At 60.5% G+C, this 20,080-nt stretch carries 19 protein-coding genes; 7 read left to right on the top strand and 12 right to left on the bottom strand.

From position 1 onward, the window contains the following. Position 1 precedes the first annotated feature (1 nt). The 3 genes from edd to eda are packed head-to-tail and all read left to right on the top strand — an operon-like array spanning position 2 to position 3,467. Positions 2-1,846: a phosphogluconate dehydratase gene (gene edd / locus HXX25_RS10195; RefSeq protein WP_187165816.1), complete on the top strand. Its 1,845-nt coding sequence runs from the start codon at positions 2-4 to the stop codon at positions 1,844-1,846. Beyond that, positions 1,843-2,820: a glucokinase gene (gene glk, locus HXX25_RS10190; RefSeq protein ID WP_187165815.1), complete on the top strand. Its 978-nt coding sequence runs from the start codon at positions 1,843-1,845 to the stop codon at positions 2,818-2,820. Before edd ends, glk begins: the two co-directional genes overlap by 4 nt. Then, positions 2,820-3,467: a bifunctional 4-hydroxy-2-oxoglutarate aldolase/2-dehydro-3-deoxy-phosphogluconate aldolase gene (gene eda, locus HXX25_RS10185; protein WP_187165814.1), complete on the top strand. Its 648-nt coding sequence runs from the start codon at positions 2,820-2,822 to the stop codon at positions 3,465-3,467. Before glk ends, eda begins: the two co-directional genes overlap by 1 nt. Before the next feature lie 31 nt (positions 3,468-3,498). Here eda and HXX25_RS10180 read toward each other — a convergent pair whose 3' ends face one another. The 4 genes from HXX25_RS10180 to HXX25_RS10165 are packed head-to-tail and all read right to left on the bottom strand — an operon-like array spanning position 3,499 to position 7,751. Next, positions 3,499-3,720 carry a hypothetical protein gene (locus tag HXX25_RS10180; protein WP_187165813.1) on the bottom strand — a complete coding sequence of 74 codons (222 nt, stop codon included), beginning with the start codon at positions 3,718-3,720 and terminating at the stop codon, positions 3,499-3,501. A gap of 4 nt (positions 3,721-3,724) precedes the next feature. Beyond that, positions 3,725-4,957, bottom strand: a complete 1,233-nt coding sequence (locus HXX25_RS10175) for a M14 family metallopeptidase (RefSeq protein WP_187165812.1) — start codon at positions 4,955-4,957, stop codon at positions 3,725-3,727. After that, a complete protein-coding gene (locus tag HXX25_RS10170) occupies positions 4,954-6,447 on the bottom strand; it encodes a lyase family protein (protein ID WP_187165811.1) in 1,494 nt (497 codons plus the stop codon). Before HXX25_RS10170 ends, HXX25_RS10175 begins: the two co-directional genes overlap by 4 nt. Further along, the gene (locus tag HXX25_RS10165; RefSeq protein ID WP_187165810.1) at positions 6,444-7,751 is read right to left on the bottom strand and encodes a TetR/AcrR family transcriptional regulator; all 1,308 of its coding nucleotides are present in this window, start codon (positions 7,749-7,751) and stop codon (positions 6,444-6,446) included. The genes HXX25_RS10170 and HXX25_RS10165 overlap by 4 nt, the downstream gene beginning before the upstream one ends. A 183-nt stretch (positions 7,752-7,934) precedes the next feature. Between HXX25_RS10165 and HXX25_RS10160 the strand changes: the two genes are divergently transcribed. The 4 genes from HXX25_RS10160 (at position 7,935) to HXX25_RS10145 (ending at position 13,999) form a co-directional block, all read left to right on the top strand. Next, positions 7,935-11,048 (top strand): TonB-dependent receptor domain-containing protein, encoded by a 3,114-nt coding sequence (locus tag HXX25_RS10160; RefSeq protein WP_187165809.1) that lies wholly within the window; start codon positions 7,935-7,937, stop codon positions 11,046-11,048. Between the two features lie 47 nt (positions 11,049-11,095). Continuing rightward, positions 11,096-11,959, top strand: coding sequence for an alpha/beta hydrolase (locus tag HXX25_RS10155; RefSeq protein WP_187165808.1), 864 nt, complete (start codon positions 11,096-11,098; stop codon positions 11,957-11,959). Positions 11,960-12,030: 71 nt separating this feature from the next. Next, positions 12,031-13,491: a DASS family sodium-coupled anion symporter gene (locus tag HXX25_RS10150; protein ID WP_187165807.1), complete on the top strand. Its 1,461-nt coding sequence runs from the start codon at positions 12,031-12,033 to the stop codon at positions 13,489-13,491. 136 nt (positions 13,492-13,627) lie between these two features. Beyond that, a complete protein-coding gene (locus tag HXX25_RS10145; RefSeq protein ID WP_187165806.1) occupies positions 13,628-13,999 on the top strand; it encodes a response regulator in 372 nt (123 codons plus the stop codon). Between the two features lie 8 nt (positions 14,000-14,007). Here the strand turns inward: HXX25_RS10145 and HXX25_RS10140 are convergent, their stop codons facing one another. The 8 genes from HXX25_RS10140 to moaA form a co-directional block, all read right to left on the bottom strand. Continuing rightward, positions 14,008-15,204: an NAD(P)/FAD-dependent oxidoreductase gene (locus HXX25_RS10140; RefSeq protein ID WP_187165805.1), complete on the bottom strand. Its 1,197-nt coding sequence runs from the start codon at positions 15,202-15,204 to the stop codon at positions 14,008-14,010. Between the two features lie 158 nt (positions 15,205-15,362). After that, on the bottom strand, positions 15,363-16,121 hold the full coding sequence (locus HXX25_RS10135) for a sulfite exporter TauE/SafE family protein (RefSeq protein ID WP_187165804.1): 759 nt from the start codon (positions 16,119-16,121) through the stop codon (positions 15,363-15,365). Next, a complete protein-coding gene (gene glp, locus HXX25_RS10130) occupies positions 16,118-17,308 on the bottom strand; it encodes a gephyrin-like molybdotransferase Glp (protein ID WP_187165803.1) in 1,191 nt (396 codons plus the stop codon). The genes HXX25_RS10135 and glp overlap by 4 nt, the downstream gene beginning before the upstream one ends. Continuing rightward, positions 17,305-17,796, bottom strand: a complete 492-nt coding sequence (gene moaC / locus HXX25_RS10125) for a cyclic pyranopterin monophosphate synthase MoaC (RefSeq protein WP_187165802.1) — start codon at positions 17,794-17,796, stop codon at positions 17,305-17,307. The genes glp and moaC overlap by 4 nt, the downstream gene beginning before the upstream one ends. Before the next feature lie 4 nt (positions 17,797-17,800). Then, positions 17,801-18,313 (bottom strand): molybdenum cofactor synthesis domain-containing protein, encoded by a 513-nt coding sequence (locus tag HXX25_RS10120; RefSeq protein ID WP_187165801.1) that lies wholly within the window; start codon positions 18,311-18,313, stop codon positions 17,801-17,803. Then, positions 18,297-18,767: a molybdenum cofactor biosynthesis protein MoaE gene (locus HXX25_RS10115; protein ID WP_187165800.1), complete on the bottom strand. Its 471-nt coding sequence runs from the start codon at positions 18,765-18,767 to the stop codon at positions 18,297-18,299. The genes HXX25_RS10120 and HXX25_RS10115 overlap by 17 nt, the downstream gene beginning before the upstream one ends. Beyond that, positions 18,767-19,024, bottom strand: coding sequence for a MoaD/ThiS family protein (locus HXX25_RS10110; RefSeq protein WP_187165799.1), 258 nt, complete (start codon positions 19,022-19,024; stop codon positions 18,767-18,769). Before HXX25_RS10110 ends, HXX25_RS10115 begins: the two co-directional genes overlap by 1 nt. A gap of 2 nt (positions 19,025-19,026) precedes the next feature. Next, the gene (moaA, locus tag HXX25_RS10105; protein WP_187165798.1) at positions 19,027-20,046 is read right to left on the bottom strand and encodes a GTP 3',8-cyclase MoaA; all 1,020 of its coding nucleotides are present in this window, start codon (positions 20,044-20,046) and stop codon (positions 19,027-19,029) included. Positions 20,047-20,080: the final 34 nt, after the last annotated feature.

Raw genomic sequence — 20,080 nt, 5'->3', positions numbered from 1 at the left:
CATGAACCGCAATGCGGTACTGAAGTCCGTCACGGATCGCATCATTGAACGCAGTCGGGAGCCCCGCGCTGCGTATGTTGCCCAGATGGAAGCGGCTGGGGGCCGCGGGCCGCGCAGATTGTCTTTGTCCTGCGGGAATCTGGCGCACGGTTTTGCGGCCTGCCCGGCGTCAGACAAGGAGGCGATGAAGGGCGCGCGTGCGGCCAATATCGGTATCGTCACCGCCTATAATGACATGTTGTCGGCGCACCAGCCTTTTGAAGCTTATCCGGAAATCATTCGCTCGGCCTTGCGCGATGTCCGGGCAACCGGTCAGGTGGCGGGTGGCGTGCCGGCGATGTGCGATGGTGTCACGCAAGGCCAAGCGGGGATGGAACTGTCGCTGTTCAGCCGGGACGTCATTGCCATGTCCACAGCGATCGCTCTGTCGCATGACATGTTTGACGGCGTTTTGTGTCTGGGCGTCTGTGACAAGATCGTGCCCGGCCTCCTTATGGGGGCGCTTCGATTTGGGCATTTGCCGACCATCTTTATTCCGGCAGGCCCGATGCGGTCCGGTTTGCCAAATCCGGAAAAGGCCCGTATCCGTCAGCTTTATGCTGAAGGTAAGGCCAGCCGGGAAGATTTGCTGGAAGCGGAGTCGGCGAGCTATCACTCGCCGGGGACATGCACATTCTATGGCACAGCGAATTCCAACCAGATGCTGATGGAAATTATGGGGCTGCATTTGCCCGGGGCCGCCTTCGTGAATCCCGATGACCCAATGCGAAGACCTATTACCGAGGCGTCTGCACGGGCAGTTGTCGACCTGACCGAGACAGGATCTAATCCCACTCCCCTCTATAAAGTGGTTGATGAGCGTTCGATCGCAAACGCCATTGTCGGTCTTCACGCCACTGGTGGATCAACCAATCACACGCTACACCTTGTCGCCATTGCCCGTGCCGCCGGTATTCTGGTGAACTGGGATGATTTTGACGAACTGGCCGCGGTGACGCCGTTGCTTTGCCGGATTTACCCCAATGGCCCCGCTGACGTGAATCATTTCCATGCCGCAGGCGGGCTGGCCCTGGTGATCCGGGAGCTGATCGATGCAGGACTTTTGCATGAAGACGTCCGCACCGTCGCCGGGCGGGGGCTGCGGGCCTATACGCAGGAGCCGTTCGAGGCGAGCGATGGCATTAAATGGCAAAGCGGAGCCGCCGAAAGCGCAAACACTGACATTGTGCGGCCGGTGTCTGCGCCCTTTTCGGAAGATGGTGGCCTGCGGGTATTGGACGGGCCCCTCGGGCGGGCAGTGATCAAGGTTTCAGCAGTTAAGCCAGAGCATCATGTCGTTTCCGCACCGGCGATTGTGTTCGATAGTCAGGATACGTTTATCGAGCGTTTCAAGGCCGGCGAACTGGACAGGGATTTTGTTGCGGTTATCCGGTTTCAGGGACCGCGCGCCAATGGCATGCCGGAATTACATAAACTGTCTCCTTCACTCGGAGTGTTGCAGGACCGGGGCTTCAAAGTGGCGCTGGTGACGGACGGGCGGATGTCGGGGGCCTCTGGAAAAGTACCAGCCGCGATTCACGTCTCGCCGGAAGCCGCATGCGATGGTCCTCTGGCAAGGGTTTGTGACGGGGACATCATCACACTGGACGCTCGTTCGGGGCGGCTGGATATAGCCGCAGACCTGTCCCGTCGACCGCCAGCTACCGCTGGTAAGAGCAGCGAGACGGGCATCGGGCGCGAATTGTTTGCCGGCTTCCGTTCTGTTGCGACGTCCGCGGAATCCGGAGCTATTTCCTTACCGGGGCTTGATGGGGCCGGGACGGCAGGGGAAGCTGTTTCGACATGATGGGGTCGGCTATCTATCTCGTAGCCGATATAGGCGGGACCAATGCGAGATTTGCGTTGGCCAGCGGTAATCTGCGCAAAGGGTTCGTACTGGAAAATACACGGAAGCTGAAAACCGCTGATTTCGAAACGCTTCGCGATGCCGCGCATGCCTATCTCGAAAGCTGTTCCGATACGCGGCTTTCGGGGGGATGTTTTGCCGTGGCTGGCCCTGTCGGTACTCCCGAGATTCGCTTGACCAATACCTCATGGTCCTTTGAAAGCACGACTTTGAAAAATGACCTTCGTTTGCCGTTTCTGACTGCGGTGAATGATTTTGCAGCCCAGGCGCGCGGCGCGGTTTTCGCGTCCGGGTCGGAATGCGAGATCGTTTTCGCCGGGGCCGGGCAATCCAGTGCACCGCGAATTGTCCTGGGGCCCGGTACAGGTCTCGGCCTTGGCCAGCTCCATCAGGACGGCGACGACATACGTATTGTCGCGACGGAAGGTGGCCATGCCGGGTTTGCGCCTCGAAGCGAGCTGGAACGGGAAGTCGCGGACTATCTGGCCCAGGAACTCGGTTTCGTGTCCTGGGAACGCATCCTGTCGGGACGGGGTCTGGTGAATCTGCATCGCGCGCTTTGTGCGATTGAAGGCCGAACATGGCCGGGATATTCGGCCGAGGACATAACGTTTGAAGCTCTGGCTGAACCCAAGAGCCTTGCCCGTCGTGTGGTGGAGACGTTCTGGCTGGTTCTTGCCAGCTTTGCAGGTGATGCCGCCTATATCACGGGTGCAAAAGGAGGCGTCTATGTATCCGGCGGGATCACGCCCGTCATCCACCCGCTTTTTGATTCCGAGCAGTTTCTGGACCGGTTCCGTCAGCATGCGCCCATGAATGATTTCGCCGCGGGGATACCCGTTTCCCTTATACTTTCAGATACACCGGCCTTGCGCGGCGCCGCAGCCCTGGCTGCGCGGTATGGAGATCATTGATGAGCAGCGTGAATACGATTTTTGAAGCTGCCAGCATTATTCCCGTTCTGACCGTCGAGCGCATTGCCGATGCTGTGCCCTTGGCAGAGGCGCTATATTCCGGTGGTCTGAAAGTCATCGAAATGACGCTTCGAACCGATGATGCTCTTGCCATCATGAAGGAAATGAAATCCGCCTGCCCCGATCTGCTGGTGGGTATGGGAACCATCCGGAGCACGTCACAGATCGATGCAAGCGTTGAGGCCGGTGCGGATTTCCTTGTATCGCCGGGCCTGACACCGGAGCTGGGAGCAGCGATGATCGCCTCCGGTTGTGCGGCCCTGCCCGGTGTGGCGACAGCTGGCGAGGCCATGCGAGCCTTTGATCAGGGGTTTCGGGGGTTGAAGTTCTTTCCAGCCGAGGCGGCCGGCGGCATTGATTACCTCAAATCACTGAGCGGACCTCTACCGGACCTTCGTTTTTGTCCGACAGGCGGAATTTCAAAAGACAGGGCGGTAGACTATCTCGCTTTGCCAAATGTGGGTTGTGTCGGGGGCTCCTGGATTGCGCCACCTTCGCTCATAAATGCGGGCGACTGGCGAGCAATTTCGTATAATTCCCAGCTTGCTGCAGAGCTGAAGGCTTTGTCAGAAGAAACTCGGTGTTAGCGGGTTGGCGGCAAACTGAGACCGGTTCGCTTTAGTCTGACAGCGCCGCCACCCATTCCTGTCTCGTTCGATTGTTCGCGAAGGCGCGCCAAACAGCGCCGCGGACCACGACGTCTTCAATCCCGCGTGCCACATCAACGACCGAAGCCGGTTCAAGGAGAGCCGCCAAATCGCGCTGGCCGAATGGCGGCGGCTTGCCGCCTGAATCGGCGACACCCTGGCAAAATGAGACCGGTTCGCGTTCGTCTGACACGGCCTCAATCCGGGCGCGCATTTCCAGGGGGCAAGAATCCGGCGGCTTCATTTTCCGCTTGGGCATCCTCGAGATAAATCCTGAGCGCCTGTGCCGCTGTTTGCGCCAGCATCATGATCCGGCCGCGGTCGGTTTCATCGCCGAACTCCACCGTTATTCCCGGCGCACCAAAGCGTGTCGCGAACCAGGTCTTGGATGTGGGAAGGTCGGGATTATGCCCCGGGCCCCGGGCAAAAGCCTCACCTTCACCCGGCCAGATTCCATTGAGAATAGCGATCCAGTCCGCCGCGAAATTATCGGGTGACAGGCCAAGGTCATCGGGTGGCGTGTACAGCACGTCGCGATGTGTGCTGTGAAAATCCAGCATCAGAAAAGGCACCTGCCCTTCTGACACGCGCGTTTCGAGTTCGGCAAGGACGGCAGCGGTTTCGGGCTGGGTGAAGGGACCCCAGTCGCGATTCAGATCCATCCGGCCAAGATTTTGCCGCCAGTGTCCGCGGTCGACGCCGTCCGGATTGAGGTCGGGTATGATCAGCCATTCATAGAGATCCAGCGGGTTGTCACCGGACGCGGAACCAAGCAGGGTTTCCAGAAAAGCCCGAAGCCCCAGCACGCCGGTCACCTCCGGCGGGTGCTGGCCGCCCAGTATGACGATGAGCGGGGCATTCTGTGCCGATGCGGACCGGGACAGGGCCTCGACAGGCTGGCGATCGATGCTCTGGCCGATGGTCTGGCGGGTGAGGCCGTTTCGCGCCGCAAACTCCGCCCGCCATTGCGCCCGGTCTTCAACGCCGAAAACCTCTTGTCCTGCGATCCGCACAATGCCCGGCCCGATATCAACACTTATCACGGCGACACTGTCGCCGGCTTCGAGCCGGACGGCGGTATCGGGCAAGGCGGCCCAGATGCCATCGCCGTGATTGATTTCCGGACGGTAGCGATGTTCGTACTCACCGTAATCGAGTTGAACGCTCACCCCGGTCTCGCGCTCTGCCTCAAGGTCGAAGGCGAACCAGGGGCTGGGATTGATCGGTGCACTTTCCGGCGCGACAGCCAGTTGAAAGGCTGCCGGCCCCGTTCGTGTGCAGGCGTAAGCGGGCGAGCCGGAAAAATCCTGCGTCAGGCGGACATCGCCTTGCGCGCAATCGGCCAATTCTGTTGATGGGGTCGCGCAAGCGCCCAGAAAGCCGGCCGCGCCAAGAAGCGCCAGCGTGCTCAACACAGGTTTGACATTCATCGGACGGGGTCCTCCAGCCGGGCGGCGCGGGCTTCGGCAATCACGGCATCTACGAGCGCGGCATCAAGGCCCAGATAGGTGTTCGGATCGAGCAGGGCTTCAAGCTCTTCCGGCGACAGGAGAGCGGACAGTTCGGCATCGCTCTCGATGGCGTCCCGCAGCGAGGCGCCGGTGCCGGTTGCCGCGGCGGCCAGATCGCGGAGGCGGTGCTCTGCGGCCTCACGCCCGAGATCCTCCTGCACCGCAAACACGATACGCTGGGTCAGAATCCAGCCCTGACTGCGTTGAAGGTTTTCTGCCATGCGGGCCTCGTCCACTCGTATGCGCGACAGCAAGCGGCTGGCATCGCCGAGCATTTCCTCTGTGGCAATTGCGACATCCTCGATGGCGCGGTTGGGCCGGGAGGTGTTGTCCCGCTCGAAGAAATTGACCATGTCATCCAATACGATCTCGGCGAGACGCGGTATGGTGCGGCTGTGCTGGATCAGGGCCTCGGAGAGCGACGGGTTGACCTTGTGCGGCATTGTGCTTGACCCGACGGAGCCCGTGGGCACCGCCTCCATGACCGAGCCGATATCCGTCATCTGGAGCAGAAAAACCTCCTGTCCCAGCCGGCCCCAGGTGCGCGCCATCATCGCTTGCACCAGGGCAAATTCGGCAAAAACATCGCGGCTGGCATGCCAGTCGTCCGGGTAAGGCGCCGGCAGGCCGAGCTCGACTGCCATCCGGGCTTCGACATTCTGCCCCTCGGGCCCGAGGCCCAGATAGCTGCCGACGGCACCCTTCATGATGATCGATCGCTCGATGCGGTCGAGCAGGTCTGCGAGGCGATCGATGTGGCGCCGGTTCTCGCCGATATAGCCGCTCAGCTTCTTGCCGAACGTAATGGGCAGTGCGTGCTGGCCCAGAGTGCGCCCGATCATGGGGGTGTCTTTATAGCGGTCGGCGAGCTCGATGAGTTGCAGCTCGATGGTCCGCAAATTCTCGATCATTTCGAAGACGGAGGCGCGCATCTGAAGCATGGCGGCACTGTCGTAAAGGTCGACGGTCGTCGCCCCGAAATGCAGGTAATTCGCGCTCTCCTCGTCGAGTGACCGCCGGAATACGTTCAGAAAGGCGACCATGCGGTGGCGGACGACAGCATATTCGGCGTCGATCGCGTCCTGCGGGATGTTTTCCGGCACGGCCGCAGCAGAGATTGCGTCCGCCGCCGATTGCGGGATGACACCATGAAAAGCCTGGGCCCGCGCGAGCGCGGCTTCCAGCCTGAGCACCTCGGCGTTCAACGCCGGCGTCGAGAAAATCGTGGCGATTTCGCTATTGCGCGACAGGGGGCGGGTCTGGGGAATGAAGGCTGGTGGATCCGGCGTGACGGCGGCTTCAGCCTCGATCGCTGCGGCTGTAACAGGCGCGACTTCGGCGTTATCCGTTGTCGATCGGGAGCAGGCGGCAGGCACAAGCGCCGCGATCAGCAGGAGCGCCCTTATCACGCGTCACCTGCCGTCAATCCGAAGAACAGGATGTACAGGTAATCATTCGTCGCAGACTGCGGATGTTCGGATATGCGCCAGTCGTTGAAACTGTTGGCTGCCGCCAGAGTGTAACCGTCATTGAGAAACATGATGCTGGCCAGAATGGTTTCGACGGCCGCTGTATCGTGCTGGCGCGCCGTGCCGGCGGCGATCGCAGCGTCGTGGGCATCTCCCAGGCGGCGAGCGATGTTGCGAAGACGGACCTGATACCTTTTCTGCCGCGTAGATGGCAGGGCAGACATCAGTCCGGGCCGGATGACAGGCGTTGCGCCGCTTGCCTGCATGTAGATCAAATCGAACAGAACGCGCTGAATGAAATCGAGACCGCTATGGGTCTGATCTGCTGCATCAAACGTGGCTTCCGCCGTATCCAGAGAGTGGTCGAGACATTGCTCGAGAAAGCTCTCCTTGTCAGGGATATGATAGTAAAAAGCGCCGCGTGTGACGCCTAGGGAACCGGCGACATCGGCGAGCGATACGCCCTCAAACCCATACTGATTGAAAAACCTTATCCCGGCCTTGAGAAAGGCCTCACGCTTGACTTGCTTGCGGGCCTCGCGATCAAAAATCTGCGGCAATTCATCATGCGTGTTGAATTGCGGCGTGATCCGGCCTGACAGCGCACCGCGCCTTGCCAATCCTCCACCGAGGATATCCAGCAAGACTGTGGAGTCTTTCTTGAAATCTTCGCCTGACAACTCGTTCGCGCTCACCTTCAACCAGTCCAGCAAGGCAAACAGGCAGAAGGTCACGGGCTCGCTGCGTCCCGGAGAATGATTGGTCTGATCGAGCCAGTCCTGGACGATAGCGTTGACGCGCCCGACAGTTGCACTCAGGCGTTTGACGATCCGCGCCTGCATGTCCTCTGGCAGTGTATCGAGCTCCTGGAGCTGAGCCGGGTGGCTGCGCTGGCCGTCAACCGCATCGGTGAGCTGATCGACATAGGCCTGAAAAAGGCCCAGAATCCTGAGGTCAGCCGTCGCCGCCATTTCCTCGGCATGGCTGACGGCCTCTTCCAGAAACTCGGCGGCGGTCAGGAAGACCGCTTCGACCAGGTCATCCTTCGACGGATAGTAGTATGCAATGCTGGTCTTGGTCAGGCCGAGATCGGCTGCGATATCCTCCAGCCGTGTCCCCTGCACTCCGTATGTGCTGAACCGCTGGGCGGCAGCCGCGCGGATGGCCGCTGTCTTTCGAGCCCGCTCCTGCCGCTTTGAAAAGGGCGATCTGTGGTCCGGAAATTTGGGTCTGAGAACGGTCATTCTGGATTTCGCCATTGTTCTGACAACCGAAACGAAAGCGCACCGGCGGCGGCATCATGGAAAATGCTGGCCGGAAAACCAAGCCAACTGGCTGCATTGAATTTGAACCGAGTGTATAATTTTTGTTGACACTGTCCAGCAGCGTTGCTTTCGTCAATTTCAAATCGTGTAGGGGAGAACACAATGTCATATCGGGGTATCTTGAATTCGGGGATCGCACTCAGCGTTCTGGCCTTTGGCGGGAGCGCCTTCGCGCAAAATGCGCCCGTGGAGCAAACGCCGGACGCGCGGCCTGCACAGGTTGAACCAGCCGATATTATTGTGGTCACAGGTACCAATATTCAGGGTGCCCGCATCAACGAATCACTGCCCGTGACCATTATCGGCCAGAACGAGCTCGACTCCATCGGCGGAGTCGATGGCGAAGACCTGATCCGCTCCCTGCCCTCGCAGGGCGGCGTTCAGTTCCGGACCGACAACAACACCACGAACAACAATGCCCGCGGTGATGTCGCGTCCATCAACCTGCGTTCGATCGGCTCCAGCGGTACGCTTGTCCTGCTCAATGGCCGCCGCGTCGTCAATCACCCGTCGACCCAGGCGGAATTGTCGACTCCGGTCACCACGATTAACGTCAACTCGCTTCCGGTCGCTGGGATTGCGCGCGTCGAAGTGCTGAATGACGGCGCGTCCGCCATTTATGGTTCCGATGCGGTTGCGGGTGTGTTCAACACAATTCTCTCCGATGATGTCGATGGTCTCTATGCGCGCGCCCGCCATCTGTTTGCCACCGGCAGCGGGCTCAACGAACAAACGCTGACGCTTCGCGCGGGCGATGACTTCAACAATGGCCAGACCAATATCTCGCTCTCGGCGGAATATTCACGACGCGATGGAATGTTTGCTTCCGAGCATCCTTTCGCGGCGACCGAGGACAGACGCCCCTTTCTGATCGGCACGAGTTTCGAGGGCGATGCCTCGTTTGACAACCGGGCCACCCAAACGCCCTGGGGGCAATGGACGTTGCGGACGACGTCGAGCACCCGGGTCAGGCAGAACGGGACGACACTGACATCGACTTCCGGCGTTTTTCATATCCAGCCGGACAGTTTCGCCGGTTGCCGCGCCAATACGGCTGGTGCGCTGTCGGTGGCCAATATCTGCATTGACGATGGTAGTCAGGATCGCGATCTGCGCTTTGACGGCGCTTATGAACGCTCCATCATCTCCGATCGCGAACGCGTCAACCTCTTTGGTTTCGTCAATCACGACATGGATATCGGTATCCGTCTTTATGGCGAGTTCGGCTATTATTATGCCGAGACGCAATCGACCAACGAGCCGCGGAACGGCATTGGTGCGACAAACATCTCCATTCCGGCCAATTATTATTACAATCCGTTCGGACCGGTGACGTTCTCCGATGGCTCTCCCAACCCCAACCGTCTGCCGGGTCTGACAAATGTACCGGTTGGCGGTTTGCCCGTCTTCACCGACGCGGGTCGCTATCGTTTCGTTGATGTGGGCTTCCGCGATATCGAGGTCGTCAACACGCAATGGCGCCTGCTCGGCGGTGCCCGCGGCGAGTTTGGCACGTCGGGGTGGGATTGGGATACGGCGCTGCTCTATAATCGCGCTTATGCTGAAGACACGGTCAACAATTCGATTTCCCGGACCCTGTTCCAGCAGGCGCTTTCGAACGAAACGCCGAACGTCTACAACATTTTCAACGGTGGCGATCCGAACAATCCATCCATCGGCGATGCCACGCCCAACGCGCAAAATCTCATTGACCCCTTCCTCGTCGATGTGGTCCGCAAAAGTACGACAGAGCTTTCCCTGATCGATTTCAGGGCCAGCAATGGCAGCGTCTTCAGCATCGCCGGGGGCGATATCGGTATTGCGACCGGCGCCGAATTCGGAATGAGGCGCTATGAGGAAGATCGCGACGCCCGCGTCGACGGCACGATCACATTCACAGACGCCGTCACCGGCGAAACCAGCGAAACCGACATTTATGGCACCAGCCCGACGCCGGATTCGCGGGGGGCACGCGATGTTTTCGCGGCCTTTGTCGAAGCGTCCATCCCTCTTGTCAGCCCGGATATGAATATTCCGCTGATCGATACGTTCGACATCCAGATTGCGGCGCGTGCCGAACATTATTCCGATTTCGGCAGCAGTGGCGTGACACCGCGTGTGGCGGCGGCATGGACGCCTTTTGAAGGCCTGATGTTCCGCGGCGCCTATTCGGAAGGCTTCCGGGCACCAAACCTGCTAGTGGTCAATGAAGGTGTCGATCGCTCCAATTCCCGCGAAGACAGCTACTTTTGTGAAGGCGGCGTTCGAAACGGAACCTTTGCCAATTTTGCGGCCTGTAACGGCTTCACGGAAGGCCGTACCGAGCGCCGTTCCGTGGCTGACGATATCGGCCCGGAAGACGATATCAACGTCACTTATGGCGTTGTTTTCGAGCCACGGGGCCTGCAAGGACCGCTCAGCGTGCTGAACTCCCTGACCATCACCGTTGATCGCTGGGAGATCCAGCGCCGCGGCGTGGTGGGCGTGTTTGGCGCAGAAAACCATATCAGCCTGGATTACCTGCTGCGCTTGCAGGGTTCGTCCAACCCCAATGTGGTTCGCTCGGCCCCCAATCAGGACCAGATCAACTTCTTCACCGCAGCGGGCCTGACCCCTGTGGGCGAAATCCAGTTTGTCCGCGATACGTATGACAATAACGAAGACATTGATGTCGACGGCATTGATTACGGATTCTACTACGAAATCGAAGATACGCCGCTCGGCGACTTTGATCTCAGCCTGAATGCGTCCTTCCTCGATACCTACTTCATCGCTCTTTCACCCGGGGCCCAGCAGATCCGGGATGCTGTGAATAGCGGCCTGATCTCCAATGAAATTACCGTTTCGCAGGAAGGGGACATCATCCGCCAGGACGGTCAGCCGGAATGGCGTGTCGCAGGAAGCCTGACATGGCGTCACCCGAGCGGTTTTGGTGGTGGCGTGCGCGCCGACTACACCAGCGAGTTTATCGATACCGGCGCTGGACTGGATCCGAATGGCGATCCATTCATTGTCAATGAATGGACCCAGGTAAACGCCTATATGGAGTATGACATCGACAGCAATGGATCCTTCGATGGCCTGCGCATTCGCGTTGGCGCAAATAATATCTTCGATGAAGATCCGCCGCTGGCCGATGAAACCAACGGCTATGATGCGGCCTATCACAGCATTCGCGGACGTCAGATCTATCTCGACATTCGTAAATTCTTCTAGCTCGTGATTGCAGGGGCGCTGCTGTCCAGCGGCGCCCCGATCATCTCATGCTGCGCCGTCTGGCTGCCTTCCTTTTCATTGCGATGCTTCCCGCAGGGTTGGCTCTGGCCGACGACCTGCGCACGGGCCGTTTTGTGTTTTCCGGCTGGTCCGGCCCGGCGATGAACGTCTTCTTTGTCGAGCCCCTGCCGGAGGCCATGGGCGATGCGCCCGTGGTGATCGTTATGCACGGCGTGAACCGGAATGCGGACGATTATGCGGCAAACTGGGAGACATTGGCCCGGGAATATGGTTTGCGGATCTATGCGCCGGAATTCTCGGCAAACTCCTTTCCCGGAGCCGCTTTGTATAATCTTGGCGGAATCGGCACTGACGGTCCCTATGCCTACTCGGCAATCGAACCGCTCTTCGATGCGATTATGCAGCGCGGTGGTACGGCGGAGGGATATTTCCTTTTCGGCCATTCGGCGGGCGCGCAATTTGTTCACCGCGCACTTCTGTTCGAGGACTTGCCGCGCCTGAATACGGCCTATTCTGCAAATGCAGGCTGGTACACATTACCGGATGCCGGGACGCCCTGGCCCTATGGGCTTCACGGCGTGCCGGCAGATCAGAACGATGTGCGTCAATGGCTGGGCCGGCCGATGGTGTTGCTACTGGGTGATCAGGACACGGATCCGGAAGACGTGAATTTGCGGCGTACGCCGGACGCGATGACGCAAGGCCCGCATCGATACGCCCGCGGCGAATTTTTCTTCGCTTTTGCACAGGCTCAGGCCGACCGGCTCGATACGCCTTTCTTGTGGAGCACTGTCAGTGTTCCCGGGATTGCACACGACAATGCGGGAATGGCCGAGGCCGCCGCGGCCCTGATCGCGGCACAGCCGGACAGGACAAGAACAGCCCCATGATGACAGGTCGTGCCCCCGGCGCCTCCTGTCTCGCCTTCTTTCATAAGAATTGACCCAGAACAGGTGACCCGATGACCCCACAAGAGGATTCCAGCCCCGCACTCTATCAGCGGATCGGCCTGTTGCTCGGGCCTCTTGCGGCATTGCTCATCGGATTTACCTTCGCACCTGAGGGCTTGCCCCGTGAAGGCGTGATCGTCGCCGCTATCGGAACATGGATGGCGATATGGTGGGCGACGGAAGCGATTCCGGTTGCCATTACGGCATTCCTGCCACTCGTGGCCCTGCCTCTGCTTGATGTGATATCGACACGCGAAATCGCTGCGCCCTACGCCAATCCGATCATCTATCTCTTCTTTGGCGGCTTTGTGGTTGCGCTGGCCATTGAGCGCTGCGGCCTGCATCGCCGTATCGCGCTCGCCGTCTTCGCGCTCGCCGGGGCGGATGCCAGAGCCCTTGTGGGTGGTTTCATGCTTGCCGCCGCCTTTGTCAGCATGTGGATATCCAACACCTCGACCACGTTGATGCTGCTGCCCATCGCCATGTCTGTTGTAACGGTCATCCATGAAACCATGCCGTCCCTCGATGAGCGCCAGCGGACCAATTTCGGCGTATCGCTGCTTCTGGGTCTCGCCTATGGCGCAACACTTGGCGGGTTGGCCACGCTGGTCGGGACGCCGCCAAATGCCTTCATGGTCGGTTTCATGTCGGACAATTACGATGTCCAGATCGATTTTGCGCGCTGGATGCTGGTCGGTTTGCCGGTGTCCCTGATCATGCTGCCCATCGCCTGGCTGGTGCTCACGCGGATAGTTTTCCCGATCAGTTTCAAGGCGTCTGACGAAGCGGTGCGGCACATCCTCTCCATGCGGGCCGGGCTCGGCAAGATGAGCAAGGCCGAGGTGCGGACCGGGCTTCTGTTTGCCTTCCTCGTTGTCGGCTGGCTGTCACGCGGATGGCTGAATGACATTCCCTATCTGGGGGAGGTTTCGGATACGGGCGTCGCCATGGCAGCGGCTGTCGCCGCATTCCTGATTCCCTCGGGAAAAAAGGGTCAGGCCTTGATGACCTGGGACGCTGTGGCCAAGCTGCCCTGGGGCGTGCTGGTGCTGTTTGGAGGCGGGCTGGCTCTCGCAACAGCGGTTTCCGCTTCCGGACTGGCCTTGTGGCTCGGGCAACAATTGGTCTCCGTCGGCGGGTTGAATACGATCCTGCTGATCGTGGCGGCCACCGCTCTGGTGATTTTCATCACCGAGCTGACCAGTAATCTGGCAACCACCGCGACCTTCCTGCCGGTGATTGCAGCGATCGGCGTCGAGACCGGGCAGGACCCGCTCGTCTATGTCATTCCGGTCACGCTGGCGGCGAGCTGTGCCTTCATGCTCCCGGTCGCGACCCCGCCCAATGCGGTGGTGTTCAGCTCCGGCATGGTCGCCATTCCGCACATGGTCCGGGTTGGCCTGATCCTGAACATTGTCGCCGTTGCCGTTCTCAGCGCCGTGGCCCTGCTGATTGCGCCCCGCGTATTCTGAGAAAGCGGCTTTAAAAAACTGCCGGGAATTGTCAGGGAAACCCTTCGCCGGAATTCATGATCGCGCCAGTCCTTACAATCGGACAGAGTGAAAACGTACCATTCCATTTCATCCGGATACGACATAGAGACGGACGATGCCTCGCCTTCTTGTTGCCGACGATAGTGATATCATGCGAACCGTTCTGTTGCGGCTCTTGGGGCCGCATTGCGAGGTGGTGGCTGTCGTCAACGGTCAGGATGCAATTGCAGCTGCCGCATCTCAAACATTCGACGGGATACTCCTCGACATCCGGATGCCGGGCATTGATGGCGTGGCCGCGTGCCGCTCGATCCGGTCTGGCGGATTTGAGGGGCCGATTATCGCCCTGACGGCGGACGAAAGCGTCAGCCGCGATCCGGAATTCGCGAGTGCAGGATTTACCGATCTGATTGAAAAACCCTTTGCCGCCGAAACGCTTCTGAACCGGATTCTGGCGTGTTTTGAGGGTGATCAGGGCGAGTCCTGATCCACGGTTCAGGCTTGCGCGGCTGCGAATGCGCTGGACCAGGTCCACTGGAAATTATACCCGCCCAGCCAACCCGTGACGTCGACACATTCGCCGATGAAATAGAGGCCCGGGACACGACGGCTTTCCAGGGTGCTGGAAGACAGGCCGGCCGTATCCACACCCCCGGCCGTGACCTCGGCGGTGCGCCAGCCTTCCGTGCCGGCAGGCTTTATCGTCCAGTTCGAGAGGTCTTCCACCACGTTGTCGATCGCCGAATGGGACATGTCCGCCATGCGCGGCATATCCGGAATGTCGCCGCGCAGGGTCAGCAGGCTGACCAGTCGATTGGGCAGAATCGTTTCCATTGCGCTGGCGAAACTTTTTCTGGGATGATCCGCCTTGAACGCCTTGAGGCGCTCGCCGGCGTCCAGCCCCGCGAGGAGGTCAAGCCGGATTGGCTCGCCTTCTGCCCAGTAGGACGAGATCTGCAATATGGCGGGACCCGACAGGCCACGATGGGTAAACAACATGGCCTCTTCAAAAGCAGCGCGTTCCGAGCGGGCGGTGACCGGGCAGGCGAGCCCTGAAATGGAGGCAAAGTCGCTTTTGTCGCGACCCTCGAAAACGAAGGGCACCAGAGCCGGACGCGGATCGATGATGGTATGACCGAACTGACGCGCGACATCATAGGCCAGGCCGGAGGCCCCCATTTTCGGGATGGAGAGCCCGCCACTGGCGATCACCAGCCGACGGGTCTCGATGATCCCGCCCGAGGTCTCGACCCGAAATCCGTCGGCCGTTCTGGATATCTCGCCGACGCTTGTGTCCAGTTGCAGCTCGCCGCTCGTCTCTCTCAACTCACCGACCAGCATGTCGATGATGGCCGCTGAACGGCCGTCGCAGAAAAGCTGGCCGAGCGTCTTTTCGTGCCAGGTGATGTCATGCCGGGCCAGCCGATCGATGAAATCCTGCGGCGTAAAGCGCGCCAGCGCAGATTTGGCAAAATGCGGATTCTCCGAAATGAAATTTTCTGGTCGCGTATGGATATTAGTGAAATTGCATCGACCGCCGCCCGAGATACGCACCTTTTCGGCGGGTTTGGCGGCATGATCGATGACCAATACCCGCAAACCTGCTTCGCCCGCGCGTGCAGCATAGAACAGGCCGGCAGCACCGGCGCCAATCACCAGTGCGTCGAATGAGTGGGTCAGAATACCGTTCATCACCATTGCTTTTGATTGCCGGGCGCGATGCGTCAAGCGTCGTGCACGGTCGGCATGCGGCGCCACCCCGGGCCGAATTGCCTGCATCGTTGCCATGTCGTTGCGGGGGGCTCGATCCGCTGAACCCGCAGCGGCCAGCTGTCGAACCCGACAACGCCTTACAGACCGGAAGCCCGCCATAGAAGCCGTGCGGCAACAAATAGCACCAGCAATGCGGTGAGGCGGATCAGCCAGATGTCCGATGTCCGGGTGCGGCCCAGCCAGACACCGATCTGCCCGCCGATCAGAACGGCGGGAAGAAGCGGCCAATAGTCGATGATCGCGCCAATATCACCCGTCCCGGACAAGCGTTGCACCTGTCCGGTCAGCCCGGCGATGGAATTGACGAGTATAAAGACAGAGGCTGCTGCCGCGATCTCACGCGCCTTGCCCCAGCGCAGAAGATGCAGGATCGGCGCGAGAAAAATCCCGCCGCCAATTCCGACCAGACCGGCGAGAAACCCGATGCCGCCGCCGAGTGCGGGGCCGGACCAGGCCGGGAGGGTTTTATGCGGCCCTGCTGTCGCAGGTTTCCGGATCACCAGAGCAGCGGCCGAGGCCAGAAGCGAGAGGCCCAGAATTGTGATGAAGGCGCGTTCGGGAATCTCCATCAGCCCACCCAGAAACGCCATCGGCACCGACACAGCGGCAAGCGGCAGAATCCGCTTCCAGCGGATCAGTCCGGCCGATCCATACTGGATGACCGAACCGGTCACGACGGTGATGTTGCAGGCCAGAGAGATGGCGGGAAGGATGCGGTAATCCGTGTCGGCCAGCACCAGAAGCGCCGTGTAGGTCGAGCCGCCGCCAAAGCCGACCATGGCATAGGCCAGAGCTGTCAGGAGGAACAGCGCCGCCAGTCCCGCCAGCGCGATCATCCGGCATCCAGCGGCAGAAAGCTGACGCTCTCGCCGGCCGAAGCGGCAGGGGCTTCGGCCGGACGCCGGATCAGGGCGTTGGACGCCACCAGTGCGGACAGAGCCGAAGAATCCTGATTGTCCAGAGGTGCAATCTGTCCTGTGGCAGCATCGAAATGCGCGCGGATCATGTTCTCGCGCGGGCCATTGGCGGGCAGGTCAATGCCGAGCTGCGCGCTGAGGAAGAGCGCCGGATTTTCCGATCCCAACAGACGGTCCATGGCCGGTTTCAGACAGAGCCGGGCCATAACCATGGCTGAAACCGGATTTCCCGGCAGGCCGAGGACCGGGGTCGATCCAAGGCGACCGAACCAGGTCGGCTTGCCCGGTTTGATGGCGATTTTTTCAAAGAACAACTCGCCGCCAAGCTCGCCGAAGACACGGCGTAAATGGTCGTGATCGCCGACCGAGGCACCGCCAATGGTGACAAGGAGATCAAGACCTTCGGCGGCCCGCAGTTTTTCGCGGACATCCACCACATCGTCGCGGGCAATGCCGAGATAACGGGGCAGGCCGCCCCATGCCTGGACGAGGGCGGTCAGTCCCGGGCCGAGTGAATTGATGATCTGGTCCGGTCCGGCGGCCGCGCCGATCTCGACCAGCTCGTCACCGGTCGACAGAAGACCGACAATTGGCTGGCGGGAGACGGAGAGGGCGGAATGCCCGGCACTGGCCGCCAGAGACATCGCTGCCGGCGTCATGCTTTGGCCCGGTTCGAGTAGCGTGTCGCCGGTCATGAAGTCGATCCCGGCGCGGCGGATATGGGCGCCGGGGTGAGGGGCCTCGGCGGTTGTGATGCCCCCTTCCGCCTTCCTGCAGTTCTCCTGAATGACAACCTGATCCGCCCCGGCGGGCAGGCGTGCTCCCGTCGAAATGCGAAACGCTCCGCCCGCGCCCACGGCGTGATGGCTGGCATGCCCGGCGGCAGATTCACCGCGAAGATCGAGCCTGATGTCCCAGCCGGTCAGATCCGCGGAACGGACCGCATATCCGTCCATGGCAGAGGCATCAAAGGGGGGCTGGGTCCGCGCGGCGATCACTGGTGCCGCCAGCCAACGCCGATGCGCCGCGCCGAGCGGAACGGTTTCCGCGCCAAGGGGCTGGATCCGGTCCCGGATCAGGGCGATGGCGTCGTCCAGCGCAATCATCTGTCCGGTGTTATCCGGTGATAGTCACCCGAATGGCCGCCGCTTTTGTCGAGCAATTGTATGGCGCTGATCGTCATGGTTTTGTCGATCGCCTTGGTCATGTCGTAGAGCGTCAGCGCGGCGATGGAGACCGCCGTCAGGGCTTCCATCTCGACGCCGGTCTTGCCATCGCAGACCGCCTCGGCACGAATATCAAAGCCCTTGCCATCGACGTCTGGCTCGATTTTCACCTTGACCGAGGTCAGCGGCAGAGGATGGCAGAGCGGAATCAGGTCGGCGGTGCGTTTGGCCGCCATAATGCCCGCCAGCTCCGCCGTTTGCAGCGCATCACCCTTCGGCCCCTGACCGTCGCGAATGGCTTTGAAGGCTGTCCCGGACATGGCGATATGCCCGCCCGCCAGTGCGCGGCGCCGGGTGACGGGCTTATCGCCAACATCGACCATGCGAATGCGGCCTTCGTCGTCCTGGTGGGTCAGGGACTTGCTCATCCGTTTACTCCGTCAGCCGGGGGATCAGTTCAACCAGATTACACGGGCGATGCGTGCGGTCGAATTCATCGCGCAGAACGTGGTTCCAGGCGTCCTTGCACCCGCCCGAGGAGCCCGGTATGGCAAAGAGATAAGTGCCACCGGAAATGCCTGCGATGGCCCGCGACTGGATGGTGGAGACGCCCACGGATTTGAAACTGATCTGATGGAAAACGGCGGCAAAGCCGTCCATTTCCTTGTCGAATAGCGGGCGGAAGGCGTCGGGGGTGACATCGCGGCCGGTCAGGCCGGTGCCGCCCGTTGCAATAATGGCGTGAATATCCGGATGCGCGATCCAGGCTTTCAGCTTGGCTTGGATGGCAGAAGTATCGTCCGGGACGATGGCGTGATCGATTACGGCATGACCTTCGGACGCGATCTGTTCGCGCAGCCACGGGCCGGTCTTGTCGGTCGCGGCATCGCGTGTGTCGGATACGGTCATGACGGCAAAGCCGACGGTTTCAGGAATGCCTGTCATTCATCGCTCCCAGCCATTGTGCGGTCTTGTCATGATCATTCGATGTGGGCTCTATCCACTGATATCTTTCGCCCCGCCACTCCCGCTTCCAGAAAGGCGCTTGGGTTTTCAGTACGTCAATCGCGAAACTGACGGCCTCCAGCGCCGCGTGGCGATGGGAGGAGGCGGCCAGAATATGAACAATCGGCTCTCCAATCTGCATGCGGCCATGCCGGTGTGCGATCAACAGCCCGGTCAGGTCGAAGTGGGTGGCGGCGTCTTCCGAAATCTTTTCCAGCGCCGCATGCGTCAGGACCGGATGTACCAGCAATTCCAACTCGGTGAGCCCGTTTCCACCCCGGACGTAACCGGTGAAACTGGCGATGGCGCCGGTTTTCGCCCGGGCGGGCAGGCGTGTGTTCAACGCCGCCAGATCGAGCGGGTCAGCGGTCAGAAGGGTGGCGGATTGGCGCATTACCCCCCCGAAAAAGGTGAGAGAACGGCGATGCGATCACCCTCCTTGAGGGAGATGGTCTCATTCCCGGGGCAGAGCTGGTCATTGATCGCGATACGCAGATGGGGATCGCGAAGGGCGTCTTCCGCACTCAGTTGACAGGCGACCATTTCGATCAGCGCTTCGAGTGTTGCCGGTGCAGAGTCGAGTTCAAGGATGTCGGGGGCTGTTCCCACCCGGTCGCGGATTGGACCAAAGAATTCGAGCGAGATTTTCATGCTCATCCTCCGGTCCGCGCCATATCGCGCGCTACAGTCGACTTCGCCCCGGGCGAGACGTCAAATTCATGCTGCAGGGGTTTGGTGGCCATGGCCCGGTCGAGCGCCCGGTCAACAGCATCAGGGCCGCCGTCACGCATGGCCGCTTTCAGGTCCACCGAGCCGTTCTGACCAAGGCACATGAAAAGCTCGCCCGTACAGGTCATGCGGACACGGTTGCAGCCGGCGCAGAAATTCCCGGTCAGCGGCGAGATGAAGCCCAGACGGCCGCCGGTTTCCTCGATGCGGACATAGCGGGACGGGCCGCCGGTATCATCGGGCAGGTCGGTGAGCGTCCAATGGCTTTCGAATTGCTGACGTATATCGAGGAGTGAAACAAACTGGGCAGAGCGATCCGCGCCGATTTCGCCGACCGGCATGACCTCGATCAGGGAGACATCATGGCCTTCATCATGGGCCCAGCGGATGAGATCAGGCAAGTGAGCGTCATTCCGGTCTTTCAGGGTGACGGCGTTGATCTTGACGTGAAGCCCTGCGGCCTTCGCAGCGGCGATCCCGGCCAGTGTCTGTTCGACCTTGCCACCGCGTGTGAGCTGGCTGAAGACATCCGGGTCGAGCGTATCCAGCGAGACATTGAGGCGTTTGATGCCGGCCGCTGCCAGCCGGCCCGCATATTTCGGAAGCTGGGTGGCGTTGGTGGTCAGGCACAACTCTTTCAGGCCGGGTTTGCCGATCCGGGCACCCAGATTCTCGATCAGGGTGAGGATGTCCCTGCGCACCAGCGGTTCGCCGCCCGTGAGACGGATTTTGGTCACACCGCGCGCGATGAAGGCGTCACACAGAACGGTCAGTTCCTCCAGCGTCAGCAAATCCGGCTTGGGCAGGAAGTCCGGTCGCGCCTTCATGCAATACACACAGCGTAAATCGCAGCGGTCGGTGACGGACAGGCGCAGATAGGTGATCTGCCGTCCAAACTGGTCGATCAGTTTCGGCTTTTCACCAATGTGACTTGTGCGGTCCAAAACAACTCCGTTGGTTCATCTCATGGCTTGCCAT

It is taken from the genome of Hyphobacterium sp. CCMP332, assembly GCF_014323565.1.
Classification (GTDB): Bacteria; Pseudomonadota; Alphaproteobacteria; order Caulobacterales; family Maricaulaceae; genus Hyphobacterium.
Note: the sequence above shows the minus strand (reverse complement) of the source record. Positions and strands in the feature narration are given on the sequence as shown.

Coding starts and splice junctions, on each gene's coding strand:
- edd (WP_187165816.1), top strand. CDS start 2: ATGAACCGCAATGCGGTACTGAAGTCCGTCACGGATCGCATCATTGAA.
- glk (WP_187165815.1), top strand. CDS start 1,843: ATGATGGGGTCGGCTATCTATCTCGTAGCCGATATAGGCGGGACCAAT.
- eda (WP_187165814.1), top strand. CDS start 2,820: ATGAGCAGCGTGAATACGATTTTTGAAGCTGCCAGCATTATTCCCGTT.
- HXX25_RS10175 (WP_187165812.1), bottom strand. CDS start 4,957: ATGAATGTCAAACCTGTGTTGAGCACGCTGGCGCTTCTTGGCGCGGCC.
- HXX25_RS10165 (WP_187165810.1), bottom strand. CDS start 7,751: ATGACCGTTCTCAGACCCAAATTTCCGGACCACAGATCGCCCTTTTCA.
- HXX25_RS10160 (WP_187165809.1), top strand. CDS start 7,935: ATGTCATATCGGGGTATCTTGAATTCGGGGATCGCACTCAGCGTTCTG.
- HXX25_RS10155 (WP_187165808.1), top strand. CDS start 11,096: ATGCTGCGCCGTCTGGCTGCCTTCCTTTTCATTGCGATGCTTCCCGCA.
- HXX25_RS10150 (WP_187165807.1), top strand. CDS start 12,031: ATGACCCCACAAGAGGATTCCAGCCCCGCACTCTATCAGCGGATCGGC.
- HXX25_RS10145 (WP_187165806.1), top strand. CDS start 13,628: ATGCCTCGCCTTCTTGTTGCCGACGATAGTGATATCATGCGAACCGTT.
- HXX25_RS10140 (WP_187165805.1), bottom strand. CDS start 15,204: ATGAACGGTATTCTGACCCACTCATTCGACGCACTGGTGATTGGCGCC.
- HXX25_RS10135 (WP_187165804.1), bottom strand. CDS start 16,121: ATGATCGCGCTGGCGGGACTGGCGGCGCTGTTCCTCCTGACAGCTCTG.
- glp (WP_187165803.1), bottom strand. CDS start 17,308: ATGATTGCGCTGGACGACGCCATCGCCCTGATCCGGGACCGGATCCAG.
- moaC (WP_187165802.1), bottom strand. CDS start 17,796: ATGAGCAAGTCCCTGACCCACCAGGACGACGAAGGCCGCATTCGCATG.
- HXX25_RS10120 (WP_187165801.1), bottom strand. CDS start 18,313: ATGACAGGCATTCCTGAAACCGTCGGCTTTGCCGTCATGACCGTATCC.
- HXX25_RS10115 (WP_187165800.1), bottom strand. CDS start 18,767: ATGCGCCAATCCGCCACCCTTCTGACCGCTGACCCGCTCGATCTGGCG.
- HXX25_RS10110 (WP_187165799.1), bottom strand. CDS start 19,024: ATGAAAATCTCGCTCGAATTCTTTGGTCCAATCCGCGACCGGGTGGGA.